The sequence below is a fragment of the Streptomyces sp. NPDC029151 genome, assembly GCF_055564315.1.
Genome location: NZ_JBVHWQ010000002.1, coordinates 343,465 through 364,196, shown reverse-complemented (window position 1 = coordinate 364,196; position 20,732 = coordinate 343,465). Strand labels below are relative to the sequence as shown.

The following is a 20,732-nucleotide window of genomic DNA, read 5'->3' as shown; positions in this document are numbered from 1 at the left end:
TGTGCCCCGTTGCCGCGGGACTCAAGTCGATTTATCGTCCCAGCACGATTCGCGAGCAAGATCACAATATGTGAAGGGGCCGCGGCCATGGTGGCGAAGAAGACCGCCGTACAGCAGCCGGCGACCGGGAAGACCGGCGCGAGGCCTGCCACCAAGAAGACGGCTCCCGGCAGGACGGCCGCCGAGAGGAAGGCCGCCGGCACGAAGGCCGCCGGCACGAAGGCCGCCGGCACGAAGGCCGCCGAAGCGAAGGCCGACGGGAAGGCGGCGGCCGGGAAGACGGCCGTGACCAAGGTGACGAGGGCGGCGGCCGGGAAGGCGGGGGAGACGAAGGCGGCGGGCACGAAGACGGTGGCCAAGAAGGCGGTGGCCAAGAAGGCGGCGGGCACGAAGACGGTGGCCAAGAAGGCGGCCGAGCAGGTGGCCAGGAAGGCTGTCGCCGGGAAGGCGGCCCCGAAGAAGACGGCCGCAGCCGTGAAGACCGGAGGGAAGAAGACGGCCGCGCAGCGGGCGGGCACGAAGGACGCGGATACCAGGCGTGCGGCGACGAAGCACGCGGACACCGGGCACGCGGACACCGGGCACGCGGGCACGAAACCGGCGGTCGTGAAGAAGACGGCCGTGAAGGAGGCGGCCCCGAAGAGGACGGCCGCCACCGGGGCGACCGCCGAAAAGGCGGCTGCCGGCGAGGCGGCGGCCGTGGACACGGCCGTCAGGGAAGCGGTCGGGAAGAAGACGGTCATCGAGGAAGCGGTCGGCGAGAAGACCGTCACCGAGAAGAGCACGGCCAAGAAAGCGGGCGCGGCGCGGGCCGCGAAGCAGACGGGAGCCACGACGGTGGTTGCGAAGAAGACTCCTGGCACGGCCACGGCGGCACAGACCGCCGTCCCCAAGGCACGCGTCGCCGCGGCGGAGCCCGGCGAGCTGGCGGTGCGCCCCGGCGAGGACCCGTGGACCCCGGACGAGGTCGACGAGGCCCGCGCGGAGCTGCAGTCCGAGGTGGAGCGGCTACAGCAGGAGATCAGCTCGTCCGAGGCGTCCCTGGCCGGCCTGATGCGGGACTCGGGGGACGGCGCCGGCGACGACCAGGCCGACACCGGCACCAAGAACATCACGCGTGAGCACGAGCTGGCGCTGGCCGCCAACGCGCGCGAGATGCTGATCCAGACCGAGCGCGCCCTGGAACGGCTGGACGCGGGCACCTACGGCCTGTGCGAGAACTGCGGCCGGCCCATCGGCAAGGCCCGGATGCAGGCGTTCCCGAGGGCCACCCTGTGCGTGGAGTGCAAACAGAAGCAGGAACGCCGCTCCTGAGCGCGAGGGGCCCCTGGGGCGTGCCGTAGTCTCGTCCTCAGTCAGGCACCTAGGTTGAGGGACTCACGTGGCAGAGGCGGAGCGCATCATCGGTACGCCGGACACCCCGGACGACGGCGGCGGACGGACGGCGGCGGCCGGAGCACCCGCCGGCTCCGGCGCGTCCGGCGAGGAGGCCCCGGCGCGGCGGCCCGGCCGCGGGCGCCGGATCGCCGTGCTGTTCGCGGTGGCCGCGTTCGCGTACGCCGTCGACCTGATCAGCAAGATGCTCGTGGTGTCCCGGCTGGAGGGCCGCGCGCCGATCCGGGTCGTCGGGGACCTGCTGGAACTGCACGCGATCCGCAACCCCGGCGCCGCCTTCGGGTTCGGCGCGGCCTTCACGGTGATCTTCACGCTGATCGCCGCCGCCGTGATCGTGGTGATCATCCGGCTGGCCCGCAAGCTGTACAGCTTCCCCTGGGCCGTCGCGCTCGGCCTGCTGCTCGGCGGCGCGCTCGGCAACCTCACCGACCGGATCTTCCGGGCGCCGGGCGTCTTCGAGGGCGAGGTCGTGGACTTCATCGCGCCCAAGGGCTTCGCGGTGTTCAACCTCGCCGACTCGGCGATCGTGTGCGGCGGTGTCCTGATCGTGCTGCTGTCCTTCCGCGGCCTGGACCCCGACGGCTCCGTCCACAAGGACTGAGCCCGGGTTTTCCACAGGCCCGTTCGGGGGTGTCCGGCCCGTCCGGCATACTCGACGGGTGAGCACGATTCCCGAGATCCGTACCCTGCCCGTGCCCGACGGCCTGGAGGGCGAGCGCGTCGACGCCGCCATCTCGCGCATGTTCGGCTTCTCCCGCACGAAGGCGGCCGAGCTGGCCGCGGCCGGCAAGGTCCAGGTCGACGGCGCGGTGGTCGGCAAGTCCGAGCGGGTGCACGGCGGCGCCTGGCTGGAGGTCGAGATGCCGCAGGCCCCCGCGCCGGTGCAGGTGGTCGCCGAACCGGTCGAGGGCATGGAGATCGTGCACGACGACGATGACGTGGTCGTGATCGTCAAGCCGGTCGGCGTGGCCGCGCACCCGTCGCCGGGCTGGTCAGGACCCACCGTCATCGGCGGTCTCGCCGCCGCCGGGTACCGGATCTCCACCTCGGGCGCCGCCGAGCGCCAGGGCATCGTGCACCGCCTGGACGTCGGCACCTCGGGCCTGATGGTGGTCGCCAAGTCCGAGCGGGCGTACACGTCGCTCAAGCGCCAGTTCAAGGAGCGCACGGTCGACAAGCGCTACCACACGCTGGTCCAGGGCCACCCGGACCCGACGAGCGGCACCATCGACGCCCCGATCGGCCGCCACCCCCAGCACGACTACAAGTGGGCGGTCACCGCCGAGGGCAAGCCCTCGGTGACCCACTACGACCTCATCGAGGCCTTCCGCGCCGCCTCCCTGCTGGACGTGAAGCTGGAGACGGGGCGCACCCACCAGATCCGCGTCCACATGGCCGCCCACCGTCACCCCTGCGTGGGCGACCTCACCTACGGCGCCGACCCGACCCTCGCCAAGCGGCTGCGCCTGACCCGTCAGTGGCTGCACGCCGTACGCCTCGGGTTCGAGCACCCGGGGGACGGCAGCTGGGTGGAGTTCGCGAGCGACTACCCCGAGGACCTCCAGCAGGCCCTCGACCAGGTCAGGGAGGAGACGTACGCGTGAGCCGGCCGTACGCCGTCCGGGTCGCCGAGGACCCCGCCGACCGCGAGGCCTGCTTCGCGGTCCGCAAGGAGGTCTTCGTGGTCGAACAGGGCGTCGCCGAGGACATCGAGTACGACGCCCACGACGCCGTGGCCGTGCATGTGCTGGCGATGCGCGCGGACGGGGTGCCGCTGGGCACCGGACGGCTGCTGTACGGCGAGGCGGCGGCCTCCAGAACCGGCGGGGACCCGGCGGTGGGCTCCCTGGGGCGGCTCGCCGTCTCCCGCGAGGCGCGCGGGCTCGGCGTCGGCGCGGCCCTGGTGCGCGCCATCGAGGACGCGGCACGCGCGCGTGGTCTGACGGCCGTGGACCTGCACGCCCAGACCCACGCCCTGGGTTTCTACGAACGGCTCGGTTACGAGGCGTACGGCCCGGAATTTCCGGACGCGGGGTTTCCGCACCGGGCGATGCGCCGCTCGCTGTAGCGGCCCGGCCCGCCCGGGGAGGCATCGGTACGCGGCCGGGGGGCAGGCGTCATGGCAGGCTGGGGACCTGCCGTGTGATCGTCGACCCCCGGAGCGCCGTCCGTGGATCAGCTGGCTCTGTTGTTCGTACTGCTGCTCGGGGCCTTGGTGAGCGTCCCGCTGGGGGACCGGTTCGGAGTGCCGGCGCCGGTCCTGATGACCCTGTTCGGCGGGGCCCTGGCGGTGGCCGAGTTCGTGCCCAACGTGGACATCCCGCCCGAGCTCATCCTGCCCGGGCTGCTGCCGCCGCTGCTCTACGCCGCGGTGCGCCGCACGTCCTGGCGGCAGTTCGCGGCCAACGTCCGCCCGATCCTGCTGCTGGCCGTCGCCCTGGTCTTCGTGACGACGGTGTGCGTGGCCTTCGTCGCCAACGCGATCGTGCCCGGGCTGCCGATCGCCGCCGCCGTCGCGCTGGGCGCCCTCGTGGCGCCGCCCGACCCGGTCGCCGCGACCAGCGTCGCGGGACAGCTGGGGCTGCCGCGCCGCCTGGTGTCGATCCTGGAGGGCGAGGGACTCTTCAACGACGTGACCGCCATCGTGCTGTACCACGTGGCGATCGCGGCCGCCGTGAGCGGCGCGTTCTCCCCCTGGCAGGCCGGCCTCGACCTGGTGCTGTCCGCCGTCGTCGCGTTGGCCGTCGGCCTGGTGCTGGGGTGGGGCGCGAACAGGCTGATGGACCTGCTGGGCGACCCGACCCTGCAGATCGGCATGACCCTGCTGGTGCCGTACGCCTCCTACGTGCTCGCGGAGAAGCTGCACGGCTCCGGGGTGCTCGCCGTGCTCACCACCGCCCTCTTCCTCGCCGAGTACGCCACCGACGCCGACGACGTGATGACCCGGCTCGCCGGGCACACCTTCTGGGACATCATCGACACCCTCGTCACGGGCGTCGCCTTCGGACTCATCGGGCTCGAACTGCACAACGCCATCCGCACGGCCCAGGGGCACTGGGGCGAGATGCTCGGCTGGGCCGCCGCCGTCGTGGGCGTGGTGGTCGTCGTGCGGCTGCTGTGGCTGCTGCCGGCGACCTGGCTGACCAAGCGGCTGCACGCCCGCCGGGACTACGAGGAGGAGATCCCCGTCAGCTGGCGGGAGACCGTCGTGATGTGGTGGTCCGGGATGCGCGGGGTGGCCTCGGTGGCGCTGGCGCTGGCCGTGCCGCTCAGGACGGACAACGGCTCTCCCTTCCCCGACCGGGACAAGATCATCTTCATCGCCTTCGGGGTGATCATCGTCACCCTGGTGGTGCAGGGGCTGACCCTGCCGTGGCTGGTGAAGCGGCTCGGGGTGCGGGCCGACTCGGAGCGGGAGAAGGAGTTCGAGAAGGAGCTGGCGGTGCGGGCCGCGAAGGCGGCGAAGCGCCGGCTGCGGGAGATCGAGCAGGTGGAGGAGCTGCCCGAGGAGCTCTCCGAGCAGATGCTGCGGCGCGCCTTCGACATCGGCATCCGGATCAGCCCGGACATGGGGGAGGAGGAGCGGCGCGAGGCGCAGCACCAGCGGGTCAAGCGGATCAGGCGGGTGCGGCGCATCCAGAACGAGATGCTGAGCGCCGCGCGCCACGAGGTGCTGGCGGCGCGGAGCGAGCCCGGCGCGGACCCGGAGATCGTGGACCGGGTGCTGCGCCACCTCGACGTCCGCAGCCTGCGCTGAGCGGAACGGCGCGATGTGCCCACCGGTCATACGAATGTGACGATCCTGTGGACAACTCCCCGCACCGCCGGGGCTTCGCTCGTACGCTCGGATCATGACTCGCAACATCGTGATCAGCGGCGGGGGTACGGGCATCGGCCTGGCGGCGGCGCACGCCTTCGCGGCGGACGGGGACCGTGTGCTGTTGCTCGGGCGGCGCGCCGAGGTGCTGGAGAAGGCCGGGGTGGCCGGGGCGCTCAGCTACGCCGCGGACCTCTCCGAGCCCGCCCAGGTGCGCGACGCCGCCCGCTTCGTCGCCGAGCAGCTGGGCACCGTCGACGTGCTGGTGAACAGCGCCGGAGGCGCCGGATACCTGGAGCCCCCGGCCGGCAGCGACGACCCCCTCGACCGGGTCGCCCATGACTGGACCCTCAACTTCCGGCAGAACACCCTGACCGCCGCCCTCCTCACCGAGGCACTGAAGCCCCGGCTCGCCGAGCCCGGCGGGCGGGTGCTGTTCCTGAGTTCCATCGCCGCCTACCGGGGCTCGGGCACCGGCGCCTACGCGGCGGCCAAGGCCGGGCTGCACCCCTACGCCCACGACCTGGCCCGGCAGCTGGGCCCGCGCGGCATCACCGTGAACGTGGTCGCCCCCGGATTCGTGGAGGACACCGAGTTCTTCGGGGACACCATGGACGAGGACCGGCGCAGCAGGCTCGTCGCCGACACCTCGACCGGCCGGGCCGGCATACCGGGGGACGTGGCCGAGACCCTGCGCTGGCTGGCCTCGCCCGCCGCCGGTCACATCACCTCGCAGGTGATCCAGGTGAACGGCGGGGCCGAGCGCGGCCACTGAACCCCGGCCGTCAGCCCCGGCCGGTGCGCGGGAAGTCGTAGGCCCTGCGGAGCGAGGCGCGGTCGGGGGACGGCACGCGGTACGGCGGGAGCACCGCGTCGGCGGTGTTCACCCGGGGCAGCGCGTAGGGGTGCTCCGCGGACAGCCAGGTGATCATCTGCTCGCGGACCGCGACCCGGACCGTCCAGATGTCGTCCGCGTCCTTCGCCGTCACCAGGGCGCGCACCTGGATGGTGTTCGGTGTGGTGTCCGTCACCACCAGGCCGTAGGCGCGGCCGTCCCAGGCCGGGCAGTGGCGCAGGATGTCGCGGAGCTTCTCGCGCATGGCCTCGACGGGTGCGCTGTGGTCCAGGTGCCAGTAGACGATGCCCGTCATCTGCGGGGTGCCGCGGGACCAGTTCTCGAAGGGCTTGGAGGTGAAGTACGACACGGGCATGGTGATCCGGCGCTCGTCCCAGGTCCGGACCGTCAGGAAGGTGAGGGTGATCTCCTCGACGGTGCCCCACTCGCCGTCGACCACGACGGTGTCGCCTATGCGCACCATGTCGCCGAAGGCGATCTGCAGCCCGGCGAACATGTTCGACAGCGTCGACTGGGCGGCGACACCGGCGATGGCGGCGATGATGCCCGCCGAGGCCAGCAGGGAGGCGCCCGCGGCGCGCATCGCCGGGAACGTCAGCAGCATCGAGGACGCGGCCACGACGATGACGATCGCGGACACCACCCGCATGATCAGCTCCACCTGCGTGCGCACCCTGCGCACCCGGGCCACGTCGCGGTGGGCACGGGCATAGCGGGAGTAGGTGGTCTCGACGATCGCCGCGGCGATCCGGATCACCAGCCAGGCGGCCGATCCGATCAGCACCAGCGTCAGTGTCCGGCCGATGCCGACCTGGTGGCGCTCCAGCAGCTTCGTCTGGTCGTACGATCCGCGCAGCATGGCGGTGCACAGCACGAGCTGGTAGGGGATGCGCGCCCGGCGCAGCAGCCCCCACAAGGGGGTGTCGTGTTCGCGTTCGTCGGCCTTGCGCAGCAGCCGGTCGGTGACCCAGCCGATGGCCAGGGTCAGCAGCACCGTGCCGCCGAGCACGATCAGGGGGCGGAGTACGTTCTCCATGCCTCCGCTCCTAACCGGCCCGCACAGAGCATGAACATGTGAGTTCGGTGCGTTCCTGGGTAGGCGGGACCGCCACCGTCGTCCCAGGCTGGCACCATGGCCTCATGAACATCATGCTCTTTCACTCGACCTACGGGCTCAGGCCCGCGGTGCGGGAGGCCGCGGACCGGCTGCGCGCGGCGGGCCACGAGGTGTGGACGCCGGACCTCTTCGAGGGACGCACGTTCGACACCGTCGAGGAGGGCATGGAGTTCAACGAGGGCATCGGCAAGGAGGAGCTGCTGAAGCGGGCCGTGCTGGCGGCGGCGCCGTACTCGGACCGGGGGCTGGTGTACGCCGGGTTCTCGCTCGGTGCCTCCGTCGCGCAGACCCTGGCCCTCGGCGACGACAACGCGCGCGGGCTGCTGCTCCTGCACGGCACGTCGGACATCGCGCCGAACGCGGACGTGGACGGGCTGCCGGTGCAGCTGCACGTCGCCGAGCCGGACCCGTTCGAGACGGACGACTGGCTGAGCGCCTGGTACCTGCAGATGGGCCGGGTGGGCGCCGACGTGGAGATCTACCGGTACGCCGGGGCCGGGCACCTCTACACCGACCCCGGCCTGCCGGACTACGACGCCGAGGCCGCCGAGGCCACCTGGCGGGTGGCGCTCGGCTTCCTCGAGTCGCTCGGCTGAGCGGTCACTTCGGGACGGTCACACCGGGTCGTAGGTCCGCTCGACCTTCTGCGTCCCGCTGCGGGTGCGGTAGGAGCGCGCCCAGCCGGCGGTGGCGTCCGGGTCGGTGCGGTCGGACAGGACGTAGTAGTCCATCTGCGCCCGCTCGGCCGTGATGTCCAGCACGCCGTAGCCGTGCCGGTCGGTGTCCACCCAGTGGACGTGCCGGTTGGCGGCCCTGATGACCGGCGCGGCGACCGCGGAGACCGTGCCCTCGGGCACCTTCACGATGTCGTCCAGGTTGTCGGAGGTCACCGAGGTCACCACGAACTCGGTGGCCGCCGACGCCGACAGCGGGTAGGTGCCCGCGTCCACCGGCACGTCGTTGGCCCACGCCATGTGGATGTCACCGGTCAGGAAGACGGTGTTGCCGATGGCGTTGGAGCGCAGGTGCGCGAGGAGTTCGCGGCGGTCGTCGGTGTAGCCGTCCCACTGGTCGGTGTTCGCGGCGATGCCCTCCTGCGGCAGCCCGAGCAGCTTGGCGAGGGGCTTGAGCAGGTCGGCGGAGAGGGAGCCGAAGGAGAACGGCGAGATCATCACCGAGTTCCCGACCAGCCGCCACCTGGTGTCGGAGGCCTTCAGCCCGGCCTTGAGCCAGTCGAGCTGGGCGCGCCCGGTGAGCGTGCGGTCCGGGTCGTCCACGGCACCGCTCGCCGTGGACGCCTGCTGGGAGCGGAAGGAGCGCAGGTCCAGCAGGGACAGGTCGGCGAGCTTGCCGAAGCGCAGCCGGCGGTAGGTGGTGCCGGAGATGGCCGGGCGGACCGGCATCCACTCGAAGTAGGCCTGCTTGGCGGCGGCCTGACGGGCCGACCAGGTGCCCTCGGCGCCCTCGGTGTGGTTGACCGCGCCGCCCGACCAGGCGTTGTCGGCGAATTCGTGGTCGTCCCAGATCGCGACGACCGGCGCCTTCAGGTGCAGGGCCTGGAGGTCGGGGTCGGTCTTGTACTTCGCGTGCCGGATCCGGTAGTCGGCGAGCGTGAGGATCTCGTTGGCCGGTGCGTGCGGGCGGACGACCTTGCCCCGGGCCGCGTACTCGCCTGACTTGTACTCGTATATGTAGTCGCCGAGGTGCAGCCAGGCGTCGAGGTCGTTGCGGGCGGCGAGGTGGCGGTAGGCGGAGAAGTGGCCCGCCTCCCAGTTGGCGCAGGAGACCACGCCGAACCGCAGACCCGGGACGTCCGCGTCCGCCGCCGGCGCGGTGCGGGTGCGCGCCACCGGGGAGTCGGTGCCGCCGGCCGAGAACCGGAACCAGTAGTCGGTGGCCGGCTCCAGGCCGCGGATGTCGGCCTTCACGGTGTGGTCGGCGGCGGCCGTCGCGGTGGTGGAGCCCTTGGCGACGATGCTGGTGAACGCCTTGTCCCTGGCGACGACCCAGCCGACCTCGGTGTCCGGGCCGACGCCGGAGCCCGGTACGGCCTCCGGCGTCGGGGTCACGCGGGTCCACAGCAGGATGCCGTCGGGCAGCGGGTCACCGGAGGCGACGCCGTGCAGGAAGGCGGGGGCGTCCGTGGCGGCGCGGGCCGGCAGGGCGGCGGCCAGCGGGCCGGCCAGGACAGCGGTCGCCGCCGCGGCCTTGACGACCGTACGGCGGCGGGGCGAGAAGGAGCCGAGGCCCTGGGAGGCCTCGGACGATCTGTATCGACTGGTCACGGTCGATCAGGTTACTGATCGGTACGCGCACAGGCGGGCGAACTCGCAAAAGTTCGCCCGCCCTTTGACCGGGCGTCGGTCAGGACGCCCCCGCGGCGGGGCGGCTCAGCCCTTGAGGACCCCGTTCAGCGCGGTGGTGAAGTCGGCGGCCGTCATGGGCGCGGTCTTGCCGTCGGGGCCCGTCAGCGTCTTGCCGTCCATCTTCAGGGTCGGGGTGCCCGAGATGCCGTCCTTGTCGAAGATCTTCGACTCCTCCAGCGCCCACCGGTCGTAGGTGCCTTCCTTCACGGCCTTCCGGAAGGCCGCGTTGCCCTTCAGGGCGGGGACCGTGTCGGCGATCTTGAGGAGGTAGGCGTCGTCCTTGAACTCGTCGGTGGTCTCCGCCGGGTGCCACTTCTTCGAGTACATCGCGGACTTGTACTCGAGGAACGCCTCCGGGCTGACGTCGAGCGCGGCGCCCAGGGCGCTGAGCGCGTTCTTGGAGCCCTCGCCGGTCAGGTTCCTGTCGAGGAAGGTGGCGCCGACGTACCGGACCTTGAACTTGCCGGATTCGAGGTCCTTCTCGACGGTCGGGCCGACCGCCTGCTCGAAGTCGGCGCAGACCGGGCAGCGCGGGTCCTCGTACATCACCAGGGTCTTCTCGGCGCTGCTCTTGCCGAGGACGATCGTCGTGCCGTCCTTGCCCGTGGTGTGGGCCGGCTTGACGAGCCTGTCCTTCTTCGCGGCCTCCCAGTAGGCGGGCTTGTTGGCCTGGACGACCGCCCAGCCTATGCCGCCGGCCGCGGCCAGGACGCCGACCACGGAGGCGGCCACGATCAGCTGGCGCCTGACCTTGTCGCGCTTGGCCTGCCGCTCGCGCTCCTGGCGCAGCCGCTCCCGGGCCGCCGTCTTCGCCGCCTGGCTGTTCCGCTTGCTCATGTTGGTGATCTCCATGTGGGACGCGCACACGTCGTACGCGGGATACGTAGGGGGGACTGATCGTGCTCAGGCGAAGGCCGGAGAGCACGGCGGTCCACGCCGTCCCAGGGAGTGCACGAGGAGCCGGTCGCGGGCCGCGGCCCGGCGCGGGGCCGGGCGGGGCAGCCGGCGCGCCGGGAGCGGCCGTACGGCGACCGCGGCCACCGCCAGCAGCAGCGGCCGGAAGGTGGTCGCGGCGACCGCCCGCAGCAGCTGGGTCAGCGCCCGCTCGCCCCGGCGCAGCCAGGCGGCGGCGAGCAGGCCCACGCCGACGTGCGCGGCGAGCAGCAGCCAGGCGGCGGCCGGGCCGACGTGCGCCAGCAGCGCTCCGGGCCCGTCGGCGCCGCCGGTCATCCGGGCCAGCGGGCTGCCCACCGGGCCCTGGCACAGCACGTCCAGGCCGACCGCCCGCAGCGGGCCCGCGACCGGGCCGCCCGCCGGGCCGTAGCAGGTGTGCTGGCCGGTGGTGAACACCGTGTCGGCGGCCAGCTCCAGCGGGACCAGCAGGGCCGCGATCCGGCCGAAGCCGCGTTCGCGGCCCGCCAGCGCGTACGCGGTGACGAACACCCCGGCGGTGACCGCGGCCACGGTCGCCAGCGGCAGCGGAGCACGGGACAGCAGCACGTGCGACGCGGTGCTGAGCGTCACGACGAAGGCCGTGAACAGCGCCGCGCGCACGGCTCTGAGCGAGGTCCCGGACATGTCCATAGCGAAAGGAGAGTCTGTCACGTACGCGAGTAAGGGACCCCTAAAGGGTGCCTGTGAATCGGCGGGACTACAGCCCCGGGATCCGGCCGTTGCGGAACAGGTCGACGAAGATCTGGTGGTCGGCACGCGCGCGTGCGCCGTACGCGTGCGCGAAGTCCACCAGCAGGGGCGCGAAGCCCTCCTCGTCGGCCGCGATCGCCGCGTCGATGGCCCGCTCGGTGGAGAACGGCACCAGGGACTCGCCGGAGGTGTCGTCCGCCGCCGCGTGCATCGTGGCGGTGGCCCGGCCCAGGTCGGCGACGACGGCGGCGATCTCCTCCAGGTCGTCGATGTCGTCCCAGTCCAGGTCGACGGCGTACGGCGAGACCTCGGCGACCAGCTGGCCGGCCCCGTCCAGCTCGGTCCAGCCGAGCCACGGGTCGGCGTGCGCCTGCAGGGCACGCTGGGAGATCACGGTGCGGTGGCCCTCGTGCCGGAAGTACTCCGCGATGGCCGGATCCGTGATGTGGCGGGAGACGGCCGGGGTCTGGGCCTGCTTGATGTAGATCACGACATCGTTCTCCAGGGCGTCGCTGTGGCCCTCCAGGAGGATGTTGTACGACGGCAGGCCCGCCGAGCCGATGCCGATGCCCCGGCGGCCCACGACGTCCTTCACCCGGTAGGAGTCCGGGCGGGCCAGGGAGGAGTCCGGCAGGGTCTCCAGGTAGCCGTCGAAGGCCGCCAGGACCTTGTAGCGGGTCGCCGCGTCCAGCTCGACGGAGCCGCCGCCGGCGGCGAAGCGGCGTTCGAAGTCACGGATCTCGGTCATCGACTCCAGCAGCCCGAACCGGGTCAGCGAGCGGGCGTCACGCAGCGCGTCCAGCAGCGGACCCTGCGCGGTGTCCAGCGTGAACGGCGGCACCTCGTCCCGCTTCGCGCCCGTGGTCAGGGCGTGGATGCGCTCGCGGTAGGCGGCGGCGTAGACCGTCACCAGCTCGGTGATCTGCGCGTCGCTGAGCGCCTTCGCGTACCCGATGAGCGCCATGGACGCCGCGAACCGCTTCAGGTCCCAGGTGAACGGGCCGACGTAGGCCTCGTCGAAGTCGTTGACGTTGAAGACCAGGCGGCCGTTGGAGTCCATGTACGTGCCGAAGTTCTCCGCGTGCAGATCGCCGTGGATCCACACGCGCGAGGTGCGGTCGTCCAGGTACGGACCGCCGCGCTTCTCGGTGTCGAGGTCGTGGTAGAAGAGGGCCGCCGTGCCCCGGTAGAAGGCGAAGGCCGAGGCCGCCATCTTCCGGAACTTCACCCGGAACGCTGCCGGGTCGGCGGCCAGGAGCCGGCCGAAGGCGGTGTCGAAGACGGCGAGGATCTCCTCGCCGCGCTGCTCCTCGTCGAGCTGGGGGACCGACATCGCTGGGTGCCTCCTGGTGCAGTGCCTGTACGACAGCGTTTCTGTCGTTTCCAACGCACGAAGGTACGCGGAGGTGCCCGCCCGCCGCCCGGCCGCCACCCCTCGCCGAGGCGCTTCGCGCCAAGTCTTCATCCCGGTGTCAGTCGCGGGGCATAGACTTCGACGCTGTCCCCCAGAGTGTCCGCCCACCCGTCGCCGAGTGTTTCCGTTGGAGGCCAAACCGTGTCGAAGCCGCCCTTCACGCACCTGCACGTCCATACCCAGTACTCGCTGCTGGACGGTGCCGCGCGGCTGAAGGACATGTTCAACGCGTGCAACGAGATGGGCATGACGCACATCGCCATGTCCGACCACGGCAACCTCCACGGGGCGTACGACTTCTTCCATTCCGCGAAGAAGGCCGGAATCACCCCGATCATCGGGATCGAGGCCTATGTCGCCCCCGAGTCCCGGCGCAACAAGCGCAAGATCCTCTGGGGCCAGCCGCACCAGAAGCGGGACGACATCTCCGGCTCCGGCGGTTACACCCACAAGACGATGTGGGCGGTGAACCGGACCGGGCTGCACAACCTCTTCCGGCTGTCCTCCGACGCCTACGCCGAGGGCTGGCTGCAGAAGTGGCCCCGGATGGACAAGGAGACCATCGCGAAGTGGTCCGAGGGCATCGTCGCCTCCACCGGCTGCCCCTCCGGCGAGGTGCAGACCCGGCTGCGCCTCGGCCACTTCGACGAGGCCCTGAAGGCCGCCGCCGAGTACCAGGACATCTTCGGCAAGGACAAGTACTTCCTGGAGCTGATGGACCACGGCATCGAGATCGAGCGCCGGGTCCGCGACGGCCTGCTGGAGATCGGCAAGAAGCTCGGCATCCCCCCGCTGGTCACCAACGACTCGCACTACACGTACGCGCACGAGGCGGGCGCCCACGACGCCCTGCTGTGCATCCAGACCGGCAAGAACCTCTCCGACCCCGACCGCTTCAAGTTCGACGGCACCGGCTACTACCTGAAGTCCACGGACGAGATGTACGCCATCGACTCCTCGGACGCCTGGCAGGAGGGGTGCGCCAACACCCTCCTGGTCGCCGAGATGGTGGACACCACCGGCATGTTCGAGAAGCGCGACCTCATGCCCAAGTTCGACATCCCCGAGGGCTACACCGAGGTCACCTGGTTCAAGGAGGAGGTCCGCCGCGGCATGGAGCGCCGCTTCCCGGGCGGCATCCCCGAGGACCGCCAGAAGCAGGCCGAGTACGAGATGGACACGATCATCTCGATGGGCTTCCCGGGCTACTTCCTCGTGGTCGCCGACTTCATCATGTGGGCCAAGAAGCAGGGCATCGCGGTCGGCCCCGGCCGAGGCTCCGCGGCCGGCTCGATCGTGGCCTACGCCCTCGGCATCACCGACCTCGACCCCATCCCGCACGGCCTGATCTTCGAGCGGTTCCTCAACCCCGAGCGCATCTCGATGCCCGATGTCGACATCGACTTCGACGAGCGCCGGCGCGTCGAGGTGATCCGGTACGTGACCGAGAAGTACGGCGCCGACAAGGTCGCCATGATCGGCACCTACGGCACCATCAAGGCCAAGAACGCGATCAAGGACTCCGCGCGCGTGCTGGGCTACCCGTACGCGATGGGCGACCGCATCACCAAGGCCATGCCCGCCGACGTCCTCGGCAAGGGCATCCCGCTGTCCGGCATCACCGACCCCAGCCACCCCCGCTACTCGGAGGCCGGCGAGGTCCGCTCGATGTACGAGAACGAGCCGGACGTGAAGAAGGTCATCGACACCGCGCGCGGCGTGGAGGGCCTGGTCCGGCAGATGGGCGTGCACGCCGCCGGCGTGATCATGTCCAGCGAGACCATCACCGAGCACGTCCCGGTGTGGGTGAGGCACACCGACGGCGTGACCATCACCCAGTGGGACTACCCGAGCTGTGAGTCGCTCGGCCTGCTGAAGATGGACTTCCTCGGCCTGCGCAACCTCACGATCATGGACGACGCGGTCAAGATGGTGAAGGCCAACAAGGGCCTCGACATCGACCTGCTCTCCCTGCCGCTCGACGACCCCACGACCTTCGAGCTGCTCCAGCGCGGCGACACCCTCGGCGTCTTCCAGTTCGACGGCGGCCCCATGCGGTCCCTGCTCCGGCTGATGAAGCCGGACAACTTCGAGGACATCTCCGCCGTGTCGGCCCTGTACCGGCCGGGCCCGATGGGCATGAACTCCCACACGAACTACGCGCTGCGCAAGAACGGGCAGCAGGAGATCACGCCGATCCACCCCGAGCTGGAGGAGCCGCTCAAGGAGGTCCTGGACGTCACCTACGGCCTGATCGTCTACCAGGAGCAGGTGCAGAAGGCCGCCCAGATCATCGCGGGCTACTCGCTCGGCGAGGCCGACATCCTCCGCCGCGTGATGGGCAAGAAGAAGCCGGAGGAGCTGGAGAAGAACTTCGTCATCTTCCAGGCCGGCGCCCGCAAGAACGGCTACAGCGACGAAGCCATCCAGGCGCTGTGGGACGTGCTGGTCCCGTTCGCCGGCTACGCCTTCAACAAGGCGCACTCGGCCGCGTACGGACTGGTGTCGTACTGGACGGCGTACCTGAAGGCGAACCACCCCGCCGAGTACATGGCCGCCCTGCTCACCTCCGTCAAGGACGACAAGGACAAGTCGGCGGTCTACCTCAACGAGTGCCGCCGCATGGGCATCCGCGTGCTCCCGCCGAACGTCAACGAGTCCGAGGCGAACTTCGCCGCCCAGGGCGACGAGGTGATCCTCTTCGGCCTGTCCGCCGTCCGCAACGTCGGCACCAACGTGGTCGAGTCGATCATCAAATGCCGCAAGGCGAAGGGGAAGTACACCTCCTTCCCCGACTACCTCGACAAGGTCGAGGCGGTGGTCTGCAACAAGCGCACCACCGAGTCGCTGATCAAGGCCGGCGCCTTCGACTCGATGGGCCACACCCGCAAGGGCCTCATGGCGCAGTACGAGCCGATGATCGACAACGTGGTCGCGGTCAAGCGCAAGGAGGCCGAGGGGCAGTTCGACCTCTTCGGCGGCATGGGCGAGGAGACCAGCAGCGAGCCCGGCTTCGGCCTGGACGTGGAGTTCTCCACCGACGAGTGGGACAAGACCTATCTGCTCGCCCAGGAGCGGGAGATGCTCGGTCTGTACGTCTCCGACCATCCCCTGTTCGGTCTGGAGCACGTGCTCGCCGACAAGGCCGACGCGGGCATCTCCCAGCTCACCGGCGGCGAGCACGCCGACGGCGCGGTCGTCACCATCGGCGGCATCATCTCCGGCCTCCAGCGCAAGATGACCAAGCAGGGCAACGCCTGGGCGATCGCCACGGTGGAGGACCTGGCGGGCTCCATCGAGTGCATGTTCTTCCCGGCCACCTACCAGCTGGTGTCGACCCAACTGGTCGAGGACGCCGTGGTGTTCGTCAAGGGCCGGCTCGACAAGCGCGAGGACGTGCCCCGGCTCGTCGCCATGGAGCTGATGGTCCCCGACCTGTCCAACGCGGGCACCAACGCGCCGGTGATCCTCACCATCCCCGCGGTGAAGGTGACCCCGCCGATGGTCAGCCGCCTCGGGGAGATCCTCAGTCACCACAAGGGCGACAGCGAGGTCCGGATCAAGCTCCAGGGCCCGCGCAAGACCACCGTGCTCCGCCTGGACCGGCACCGGGTCAAGCCCGACCCGGCCCTGTTCGGCGACCTCAAGGTGCTCCTCGGCCCGTCCTGCCTGGCCGGCTGAGGCCCGCGGCGGTACGCGCGGCGGCGAACAGCGCGAAGGGGCGCACCCGTGAGGAGTGCGCCCCTTCCCTGTGTCTGGGCTTCAACCCGTGTGCAGGGGCTTCAACTGCCCTTTAGTTGTGGCCGAAGCTCTTCTGCCGCTTGCGCGCGCCCTCCGACGGGTCGCCCTGTATGTGCGACACCGGCGACTCGTGTTCCTCCGCCGGAGGGCGCTGTGCGTGCTCGTTCCGCCGGTCGCGGTTCTGCGGGCCGGCCTGCTTGCGGTTCTTGTTCTTGGCCATGGTGATCTGCCTCCTGTGGGGAATCTAGGGGCCAGGGCCGGGACCAGATTCACATAGGCTGACATCAGGCGCATGTCGGATAATTACCGTCTGTGACAGGGAAGCTGGGCGCACGGGAACCGGAAACGCCACGCCGAAGATCGAGTTCGGGCCGTTAACCCCCGCGCGGTCGGGCAGACTCGAAGGAAGTCCGAAGCAAAACCTCCCGGGAAGAGGGTGAGTCGCGTGGACCGCTGCATCGTCCTGGTGGACGCCGGGTATCTGCTGGGCGCCGCCGCCAGCCTCCTCGCCGGTGAGCCCTCGCGATCCCGGATCACCGTCGACCACACCGCGCTGATCCAGGCCCTGCGGGAGCGCGCGGAGTCCGACACCGAGCGCCCCCTGCTGCGCATCTACTGGTTCGACGGCGCCCCCGACCGGGTCCCCCAGCCGGAGCACCGCCGGCTGCGCGTGATGCCCCGGGTGACCGTCCGGCTGGGCGCCCTCACCCGCAGCGACGGACGCTGGGCCCAGAAGGGGGTGGACGCCGCCATGCACGCCGAGCTGACCGAGCTGGCCCGCAACCGTGCCTGCTCCGACGTGGTCCTGGTCACCGGCGACGGCGATCTGCTGCCCGGCATGATGGCCGCCAAGGAACACGGCGTCGCCGTCCACCTGTGGGCCGTCCAGGCCGCCGACGGCGACTACAACCAGTCCGAGGACCTGGTCGCCGAGGCCGACGAACGGCGCGTGCTGGACCGGGCCTGGATCACCCAGGCCGTCCGCGCCAAGGAGCTGACCGGCGTCTGCGCCCCGCCGCCCGCGCCCCGCCCCGAGATCGCCGCGATCCTCTCCGCGCCGCTGCCCGAGTCCGCGCTGGCCGGGGCCGAGCGGGCCGCGGAACAGCCCGCGCACCCGCCCGCTCCGGCGGCCACGGAGAACGGCGCCTCGGAGCGGGTCCCGGCCCCCAAGGGCGTCCCCACCCCGAAGGACCTGGCCGCGCTGCGCGCGCACGGCGCGCAGCCCGCGCAGCACCCGGCGACCGCGACCCTGCGCTGGTCCTCCGACAAGGGCTGGGTCGACCGGCCGGGCGCGGTCACCGAGCCGCCCGAGGTGGCCTCCATGCCGACGCTGGCCCAGCTCACCACCGCCGAGCAGCGCTGGGCCGACCGGGAGGAGGACATCACCACCGTCGGCGGCGACCCCTACGAGGTGGGGCAGGTCTTCGCCCGCCGCTGGATCTCCCGCCTCGGCGACCAGGGCCATCTGCAGCGGCTGTCGCAGATGTACCCGCGCATCCCGCACCGGATCGACGGGGAGCTGCTGCGGTACGCGGCCCGGTTCGGACTGCTCGCGCACAAGGACGACCAGATCGACGAGCACGACCGTTACGCCATCCGGGCGGGTTTCTGGCGCGAGATCGACGTGCCGGCGGCGGCCGAGCAGCAGGCGCCCACCGCCGACTGAGTCCGCTAAGCCGCCCCCGGAAGGCGGGTGAGCCGCCCCCAAAGGCGAGTAAAGTCCCCCGACCCCGTACCCTCGTCCCTTGTGAGTACGCGCGCGGGAGAGGCACTTCGGTACGACGAGGTCGTACGCGTGCGTGGGCTCGGCAAGACCTACCCGGCCGTCAAGGGCCGGCGGGGCACGCCGGGCACCCCCGAGGTGCGGGCCACGGACGGCGTGGAGCTGGACGTGCGGCGCGGCGAGGTCTTCGGGCTGCTCGGACCGAACGGCGCCGGCAAGTCCACCCTCGTACGACAGCTCACCGGCCTGCTGCGGCCGGACACGGGCAGCGTCGAGATCCTCGGCCACGACATCGTGCGCCACCCCGAGCGGGCCGCCCGGCTCCTCGCCTACCTCGGCCAGGAGTCCACCGCCCTGGACGAGCTGACCGTCTCCCTCGCCGCCGAGACCACCGGACGCCTGCGCGGGCTGGACGTACGGCGGGCGCGGGCCGAACGGGACTCCGTCCTGGAGGAGCTGGGGCTGGCCCCGATCGCCGGGCGGGCGCTGAAGAAGCTGTCCGGCGGACAGCGGCGGCTCGCCTGTTTCGCCGCCGCCCTCGTCGGCGAGCGGCCGCTGCTCGTGCTGGACGAGCCGACCACCGGCATGGACCCGGTGGCCCGGCGCGCCGTGTGGGCGGCCGTGGACCGGCGGCGGGCCGAGCACGGGACGACCGTGCTGCTGGTCACCCACAACGTCATCGAGGCCGAGACGGTCCTGGACCGGGTCGCCGTCCTCGACCAGGGCCGGGTCATCGCCTGCGACACCCCCGCCGGACTCAAGGCCGAGGTCGCCGGGGAGGTGCGGGTCGAGCTGGTGTGGCGGGAGCGGGCGCCGTTGGACGTGCCCGAGGTCGCCGTGCTGCGTGAGCGGGCCGTGGCCTCCGGCCGGCGCTGGACGCTGCGGCTCGCGCCCGAGGAGGCCCGCGCCGTCGTCGCCACGGTGACCGGCGGGGCCGCGTTCGCCGCCCTGGACGACTTCACGCTCGCCACGCCCAGTCTGGAGGACGTTTACCTGGCGCTGGGCGGCGCGGCCCGGCAGGGGCTGGTGAAGGCGTGAGCGCACCGGCCGCGGAATGCGTAAGGGTCTGTGCGAGTGCCGCAGGAAAGAGGAGCAGCTCGTCGTGAGTGTCGTACCCGCCGAGGTTCTGCCGGGCGGCGCCCGGGCCGTGCCGGAGACGGCGCCCGGCGCGGCCGAGCTGGGGCCGCCCGCGCGGCTGTGGCCGTCGCTGGCGGCCGTGTACCGGGCGCAGCTGTCCCGGGCCCGGGTCGCGCGGATCCCGCTGCTGTTCGTGGCGACCTTCCAGTCCGTCGGCATCGCCGTGATGATGCGCGGCGTCGTCGACAGCGGCCATGAGGCGCAGTCCGTCGTGGCCGGCTCCTCCGTGCTGGTCGTCGCCTACGTCGCGCTGAACCTGCTCTCGCAGTACTTCGGACAGCTGCGGGCCAGCGGCGGACTCGACCACTACGCCACGCTGCCGGTGCCGCCGGCGGCCGTGGTGCTGGGCGCGGCCGCGGCGTACGCCTCCTTCACCGTGCCGGGCACCCTGGTGACCGCCGTCTTCGGCTGTGCGCTGTTCGGGCTGCCGTTGTCCAACCTGTGGATCCTGGTGGCCGTCGTCCCGCTCGCCGGGGCGGCGCTGGCCGGGCTCGGCGCCGCCTGCGGACTGCTCGCGCCCCGGCCGGAGCTGGCGACGCTCCTCGGCCAGCTGGGCATGTCGGCGGCGCTGCTGCTGGGGGTGCTGCCGGCCGACCGGATGCCGGAGGTCGTACGGCTGGCCCGCGATCTGCTGCCGTCGACGTACGGCGTGGAGGCGTACGCGCGGACCTTCGGGCCCCGCCCCGACTGGGCCGTCGTCCTCGCTGACCTGGGGGTGTGCGCGGGTGTCGGAGTGGTCTCGCTGGCGGTGGCGACCTGGGCGTACCGCAGGGCCGCCGTCCGGTGACGCGGCCCACAGCGCGACCTGGCACGATGTTCAGGTGACCGCACCGTTGACTCCGCCTCCGCCGCCGCACGACAACTCCCCGCACCAGGTCTGGCAGGCGCCGCCGCCCGCCGGGGCGCCGGGCTCGGGCGCGTACGGACAGGACGGCCCCGGGATGAAGACGGAACTGCGAGAGGCCGCCGTGGTCACGGTCGCGGTGGCGCTGGGCGGGGTGCTGCTGGGGCTGCTGTGGTGGTGGCTGGCGCCGCACGTGCCGCTGGTCGGTGACGAGATCGACAAGAACTGGGTCGTCTACCTCAAGGACACCGAGGGGGAGCAGGCGGTCGGGGTGGACGGAACGTTCATCCTGCTGGGGCTCGCCTTCGGGCTGGTCAGCGCGGTGGCGGTGTTCCTGCTGCGGCGGCGCGGGGGTGTGCCGCTCGTCGTGGCCCTGGGCCTCGGCGGGCTGCTGGGCTCCCTGCTGGCCTGGCGGCTCGGGGTGTGGCTGGGCCCCGGGTCCGACGTGCTCGCCCACGCGCGGGCCGTCGGCAAGGGCGTGACGTTCTCGGCCCCGCTGAAGCTGTCGGCCAAGGGGGCGCTCCTGGCGTGGCCGCTCGCCGGACTGCTGGTGCACCTCGGCCTGACCGCGCTGTTCGGTCCCCGGGACCCCGAGGAGCGGACCGACTGACGGCCCAGCCGCCGGGACACCGCGTCAGCCCCGCCCGGCCGCGTCTGCTGCGGCCCCGCACCGGACGT

Annotated in this window: 18 protein-coding genes; 12 read left to right on the top strand and 6 right to left on the bottom strand. The window is 71.7% G+C overall.

The features are described from left to right. The first annotated feature begins 87 nt into the window (after positions 1 to 87). The 6 genes from ACZ4VF_RS09400 to ACZ4VF_RS09375 all read left to right on the top strand — a co-directional run bounded on the left by ACZ4VF_RS09400 (position 88) and on the right by ACZ4VF_RS09375 (position 5,987). The gene (locus ACZ4VF_RS09400; RefSeq protein WP_467924330.1) at positions 88 to 1,314 is read left to right on the top strand and encodes a TraR/DksA family transcriptional regulator; all 1,227 of its coding nucleotides are present in this window, start codon (positions 88 to 90) and stop codon (positions 1,312 to 1,314) included. Positions 1,315 to 1,381: 67 nt separating this feature from the next. Then, complete coding sequence (lspA, locus tag ACZ4VF_RS09395) at positions 1,382 to 1,996, top strand: signal peptidase II (RefSeq protein WP_467924328.1); 615 nt, start codon at positions 1,382 to 1,384, stop codon at positions 1,994 to 1,996. Positions 1,997 to 2,054: 58 nt separating this feature from the next. Continuing rightward, positions 2,055 to 2,999 carry an RluA family pseudouridine synthase gene (locus ACZ4VF_RS09390; protein ID WP_467924326.1) on the top strand — a complete coding sequence of 315 codons (945 nt, stop codon included), beginning with the start codon at positions 2,055 to 2,057 and terminating at the stop codon, positions 2,997 to 2,999. Continuing rightward, positions 2,996 to 3,463 carry a GNAT family N-acetyltransferase gene (locus ACZ4VF_RS09385; protein WP_467924324.1) on the top strand — a complete coding sequence of 156 codons (468 nt, stop codon included), beginning with the start codon at positions 2,996 to 2,998 and terminating at the stop codon, positions 3,461 to 3,463. Before ACZ4VF_RS09390 ends, ACZ4VF_RS09385 begins: the two co-directional genes overlap by 4 nt. Positions 3,464 to 3,565: 102 nt before the next feature. After that, positions 3,566 to 5,152: a Na+/H+ antiporter gene (locus tag ACZ4VF_RS09380; RefSeq protein WP_467924322.1), complete on the top strand. Its 1,587-nt coding sequence runs from the start codon at positions 3,566 to 3,568 to the stop codon at positions 5,150 to 5,152. 94 nt (positions 5,153 to 5,246) lie between these two features. Further along, the gene (locus ACZ4VF_RS09375) at positions 5,247 to 5,987 is read left to right on the top strand and encodes an SDR family NAD(P)-dependent oxidoreductase (RefSeq protein WP_467924320.1); all 741 of its coding nucleotides are present in this window, start codon (positions 5,247 to 5,249) and stop codon (positions 5,985 to 5,987) included. Positions 5,988 to 5,997: 10 nt separating this feature from the next. On the opposite strand, the gene ACZ4VF_RS09370 is transcribed toward ACZ4VF_RS09375, so the two are convergent. Further along, on the bottom strand, positions 5,998 to 7,104 hold the full coding sequence (locus tag ACZ4VF_RS09370) for a mechanosensitive ion channel family protein (protein ID WP_467924318.1): 1,107 nt from the start codon (positions 7,102 to 7,104) through the stop codon (positions 5,998 to 6,000). Positions 7,105 to 7,208: 104 nt separating this feature from the next. Here ACZ4VF_RS09370 and ACZ4VF_RS09365 point away from each other — a divergent pair, with 104 nt between their 5' ends. Then, the gene (locus ACZ4VF_RS09365; RefSeq protein WP_467924316.1) at positions 7,209 to 7,781 is read left to right on the top strand and encodes a dienelactone hydrolase family protein; all 573 of its coding nucleotides are present in this window, start codon (positions 7,209 to 7,211) and stop codon (positions 7,779 to 7,781) included. 18 nt (positions 7,782 to 7,799) lie between these two features. Here ACZ4VF_RS09365 and ACZ4VF_RS09360 read toward each other — a convergent pair whose 3' ends face one another. The 4 genes from ACZ4VF_RS09360 to ACZ4VF_RS09345 all read right to left on the bottom strand — a co-directional run bounded on the left by ACZ4VF_RS09360 (position 7,800) and on the right by ACZ4VF_RS09345 (position 12,528). Further along, a complete protein-coding gene (locus tag ACZ4VF_RS09360) occupies positions 7,800 to 9,470 on the bottom strand; it encodes an alkaline phosphatase D family protein (RefSeq protein ID WP_467924314.1) in 1,671 nt (556 codons plus the stop codon). 105 nt (positions 9,471 to 9,575) lie between these two features. Further along, positions 9,576 to 10,388, bottom strand: a complete 813-nt coding sequence (locus ACZ4VF_RS09355) for a thioredoxin domain-containing protein (RefSeq protein ID WP_467924312.1) — start codon at positions 10,386 to 10,388, stop codon at positions 9,576 to 9,578. Positions 10,389 to 10,454: 66 nt separating this feature from the next. Continuing rightward, positions 10,455 to 11,135: a hypothetical protein gene (locus tag ACZ4VF_RS09350; RefSeq protein WP_467924310.1), complete on the bottom strand. Its 681-nt coding sequence runs from the start codon at positions 11,133 to 11,135 to the stop codon at positions 10,455 to 10,457. Between the two features lie 67 nt (positions 11,136 to 11,202). Beyond that, entirely contained in the window at positions 11,203 to 12,528 is a 1,326-nt protein-coding gene (locus ACZ4VF_RS09345; RefSeq protein ID WP_467924308.1) for a DUF2252 domain-containing protein, read from the bottom strand. 222 nt (positions 12,529 to 12,750) lie between these two features. Here ACZ4VF_RS09345 and dnaE point away from each other — a divergent pair, with 222 nt between their 5' ends. Beyond that, a complete protein-coding gene (gene dnaE, locus ACZ4VF_RS09340; RefSeq protein ID WP_467924306.1) occupies positions 12,751 to 16,290 on the top strand; it encodes a DNA polymerase III subunit alpha in 3,540 nt (1,179 codons plus the stop codon). 112 nt (positions 16,291 to 16,402) lie between these two features. Here the strand turns inward: dnaE and ACZ4VF_RS09335 are convergent, their stop codons facing one another. After that, the gene (locus tag ACZ4VF_RS09335) at positions 16,403 to 16,570 is read right to left on the bottom strand and encodes a hypothetical protein (protein WP_467924304.1); all 168 of its coding nucleotides are present in this window, start codon (positions 16,568 to 16,570) and stop codon (positions 16,403 to 16,405) included. Between the two features lie 225 nt (positions 16,571 to 16,795). On the opposite strand from ACZ4VF_RS09335, the gene ACZ4VF_RS09330 reads away from it, so the two are divergent. The 4 genes from ACZ4VF_RS09330 to ACZ4VF_RS09315 all read left to right on the top strand — a co-directional run bounded on the left by ACZ4VF_RS09330 (position 16,796) and on the right by ACZ4VF_RS09315 (position 20,664). Next, positions 16,796 to 18,016 (top strand): NYN domain-containing protein, encoded by a 1,221-nt coding sequence (locus tag ACZ4VF_RS09330; protein ID WP_467924302.1) that lies wholly within the window; start codon positions 16,796 to 16,798, stop codon positions 18,014 to 18,016. Positions 18,017 to 18,097: 81 nt separating this feature from the next. Next, a complete protein-coding gene (locus tag ACZ4VF_RS09325; protein ID WP_467924300.1) occupies positions 18,098 to 19,111 on the top strand; it encodes an ABC transporter ATP-binding protein in 1,014 nt (337 codons plus the stop codon). 64 nt (positions 19,112 to 19,175) lie between these two features. Continuing rightward, the gene (locus ACZ4VF_RS09320; RefSeq protein WP_467924298.1) at positions 19,176 to 19,997 is read left to right on the top strand and encodes an ABC transporter permease; all 822 of its coding nucleotides are present in this window, start codon (positions 19,176 to 19,178) and stop codon (positions 19,995 to 19,997) included. A gap of 34 nt (positions 19,998 to 20,031) precedes the next feature. Then, complete coding sequence (locus tag ACZ4VF_RS09315) at positions 20,032 to 20,664, top strand: AAA family ATPase (protein ID WP_467924296.1); 633 nt, start codon at positions 20,032 to 20,034, stop codon at positions 20,662 to 20,664. The last annotated feature ends 68 nt before the right edge of the window (positions 20,665 to 20,732 follow it).

Coding starts and splice junctions, on each gene's coding strand:
- ACZ4VF_RS09335 (WP_467924304.1), bottom strand. CDS start 16,570: ATGGCCAAGAACAAGAACCGCAAGCAGGCCGGCCCGCAGAACCGCGAC.
- ACZ4VF_RS09375 (WP_467924320.1), top strand. CDS start 5,247: ATGACTCGCAACATCGTGATCAGCGGCGGGGGTACGGGCATCGGCCTG.
- ACZ4VF_RS09355 (WP_467924312.1), bottom strand. CDS start 10,388: ATGAGCAAGCGGAACAGCCAGGCGGCGAAGACGGCGGCCCGGGAGCGG.
- ACZ4VF_RS09350 (WP_467924310.1), bottom strand. CDS start 11,135: ATGGACATGTCCGGGACCTCGCTCAGAGCCGTGCGCGCGGCGCTGTTC.
- ACZ4VF_RS09370 (WP_467924318.1), bottom strand. CDS start 7,104: ATGGAGAACGTACTCCGCCCCCTGATCGTGCTCGGCGGCACGGTGCTG.
- ACZ4VF_RS09345 (WP_467924308.1), bottom strand. CDS start 12,528: ATGTCGGTCCCCCAGCTCGACGAGGAGCAGCGCGGCGAGGAGATCCTC.
- ACZ4VF_RS09400 (WP_467924330.1), top strand. CDS start 88: ATGGTGGCGAAGAAGACCGCCGTACAGCAGCCGGCGACCGGGAAGACC.
- ACZ4VF_RS09365 (WP_467924316.1), top strand. CDS start 7,209: ATGAACATCATGCTCTTTCACTCGACCTACGGGCTCAGGCCCGCGGTG.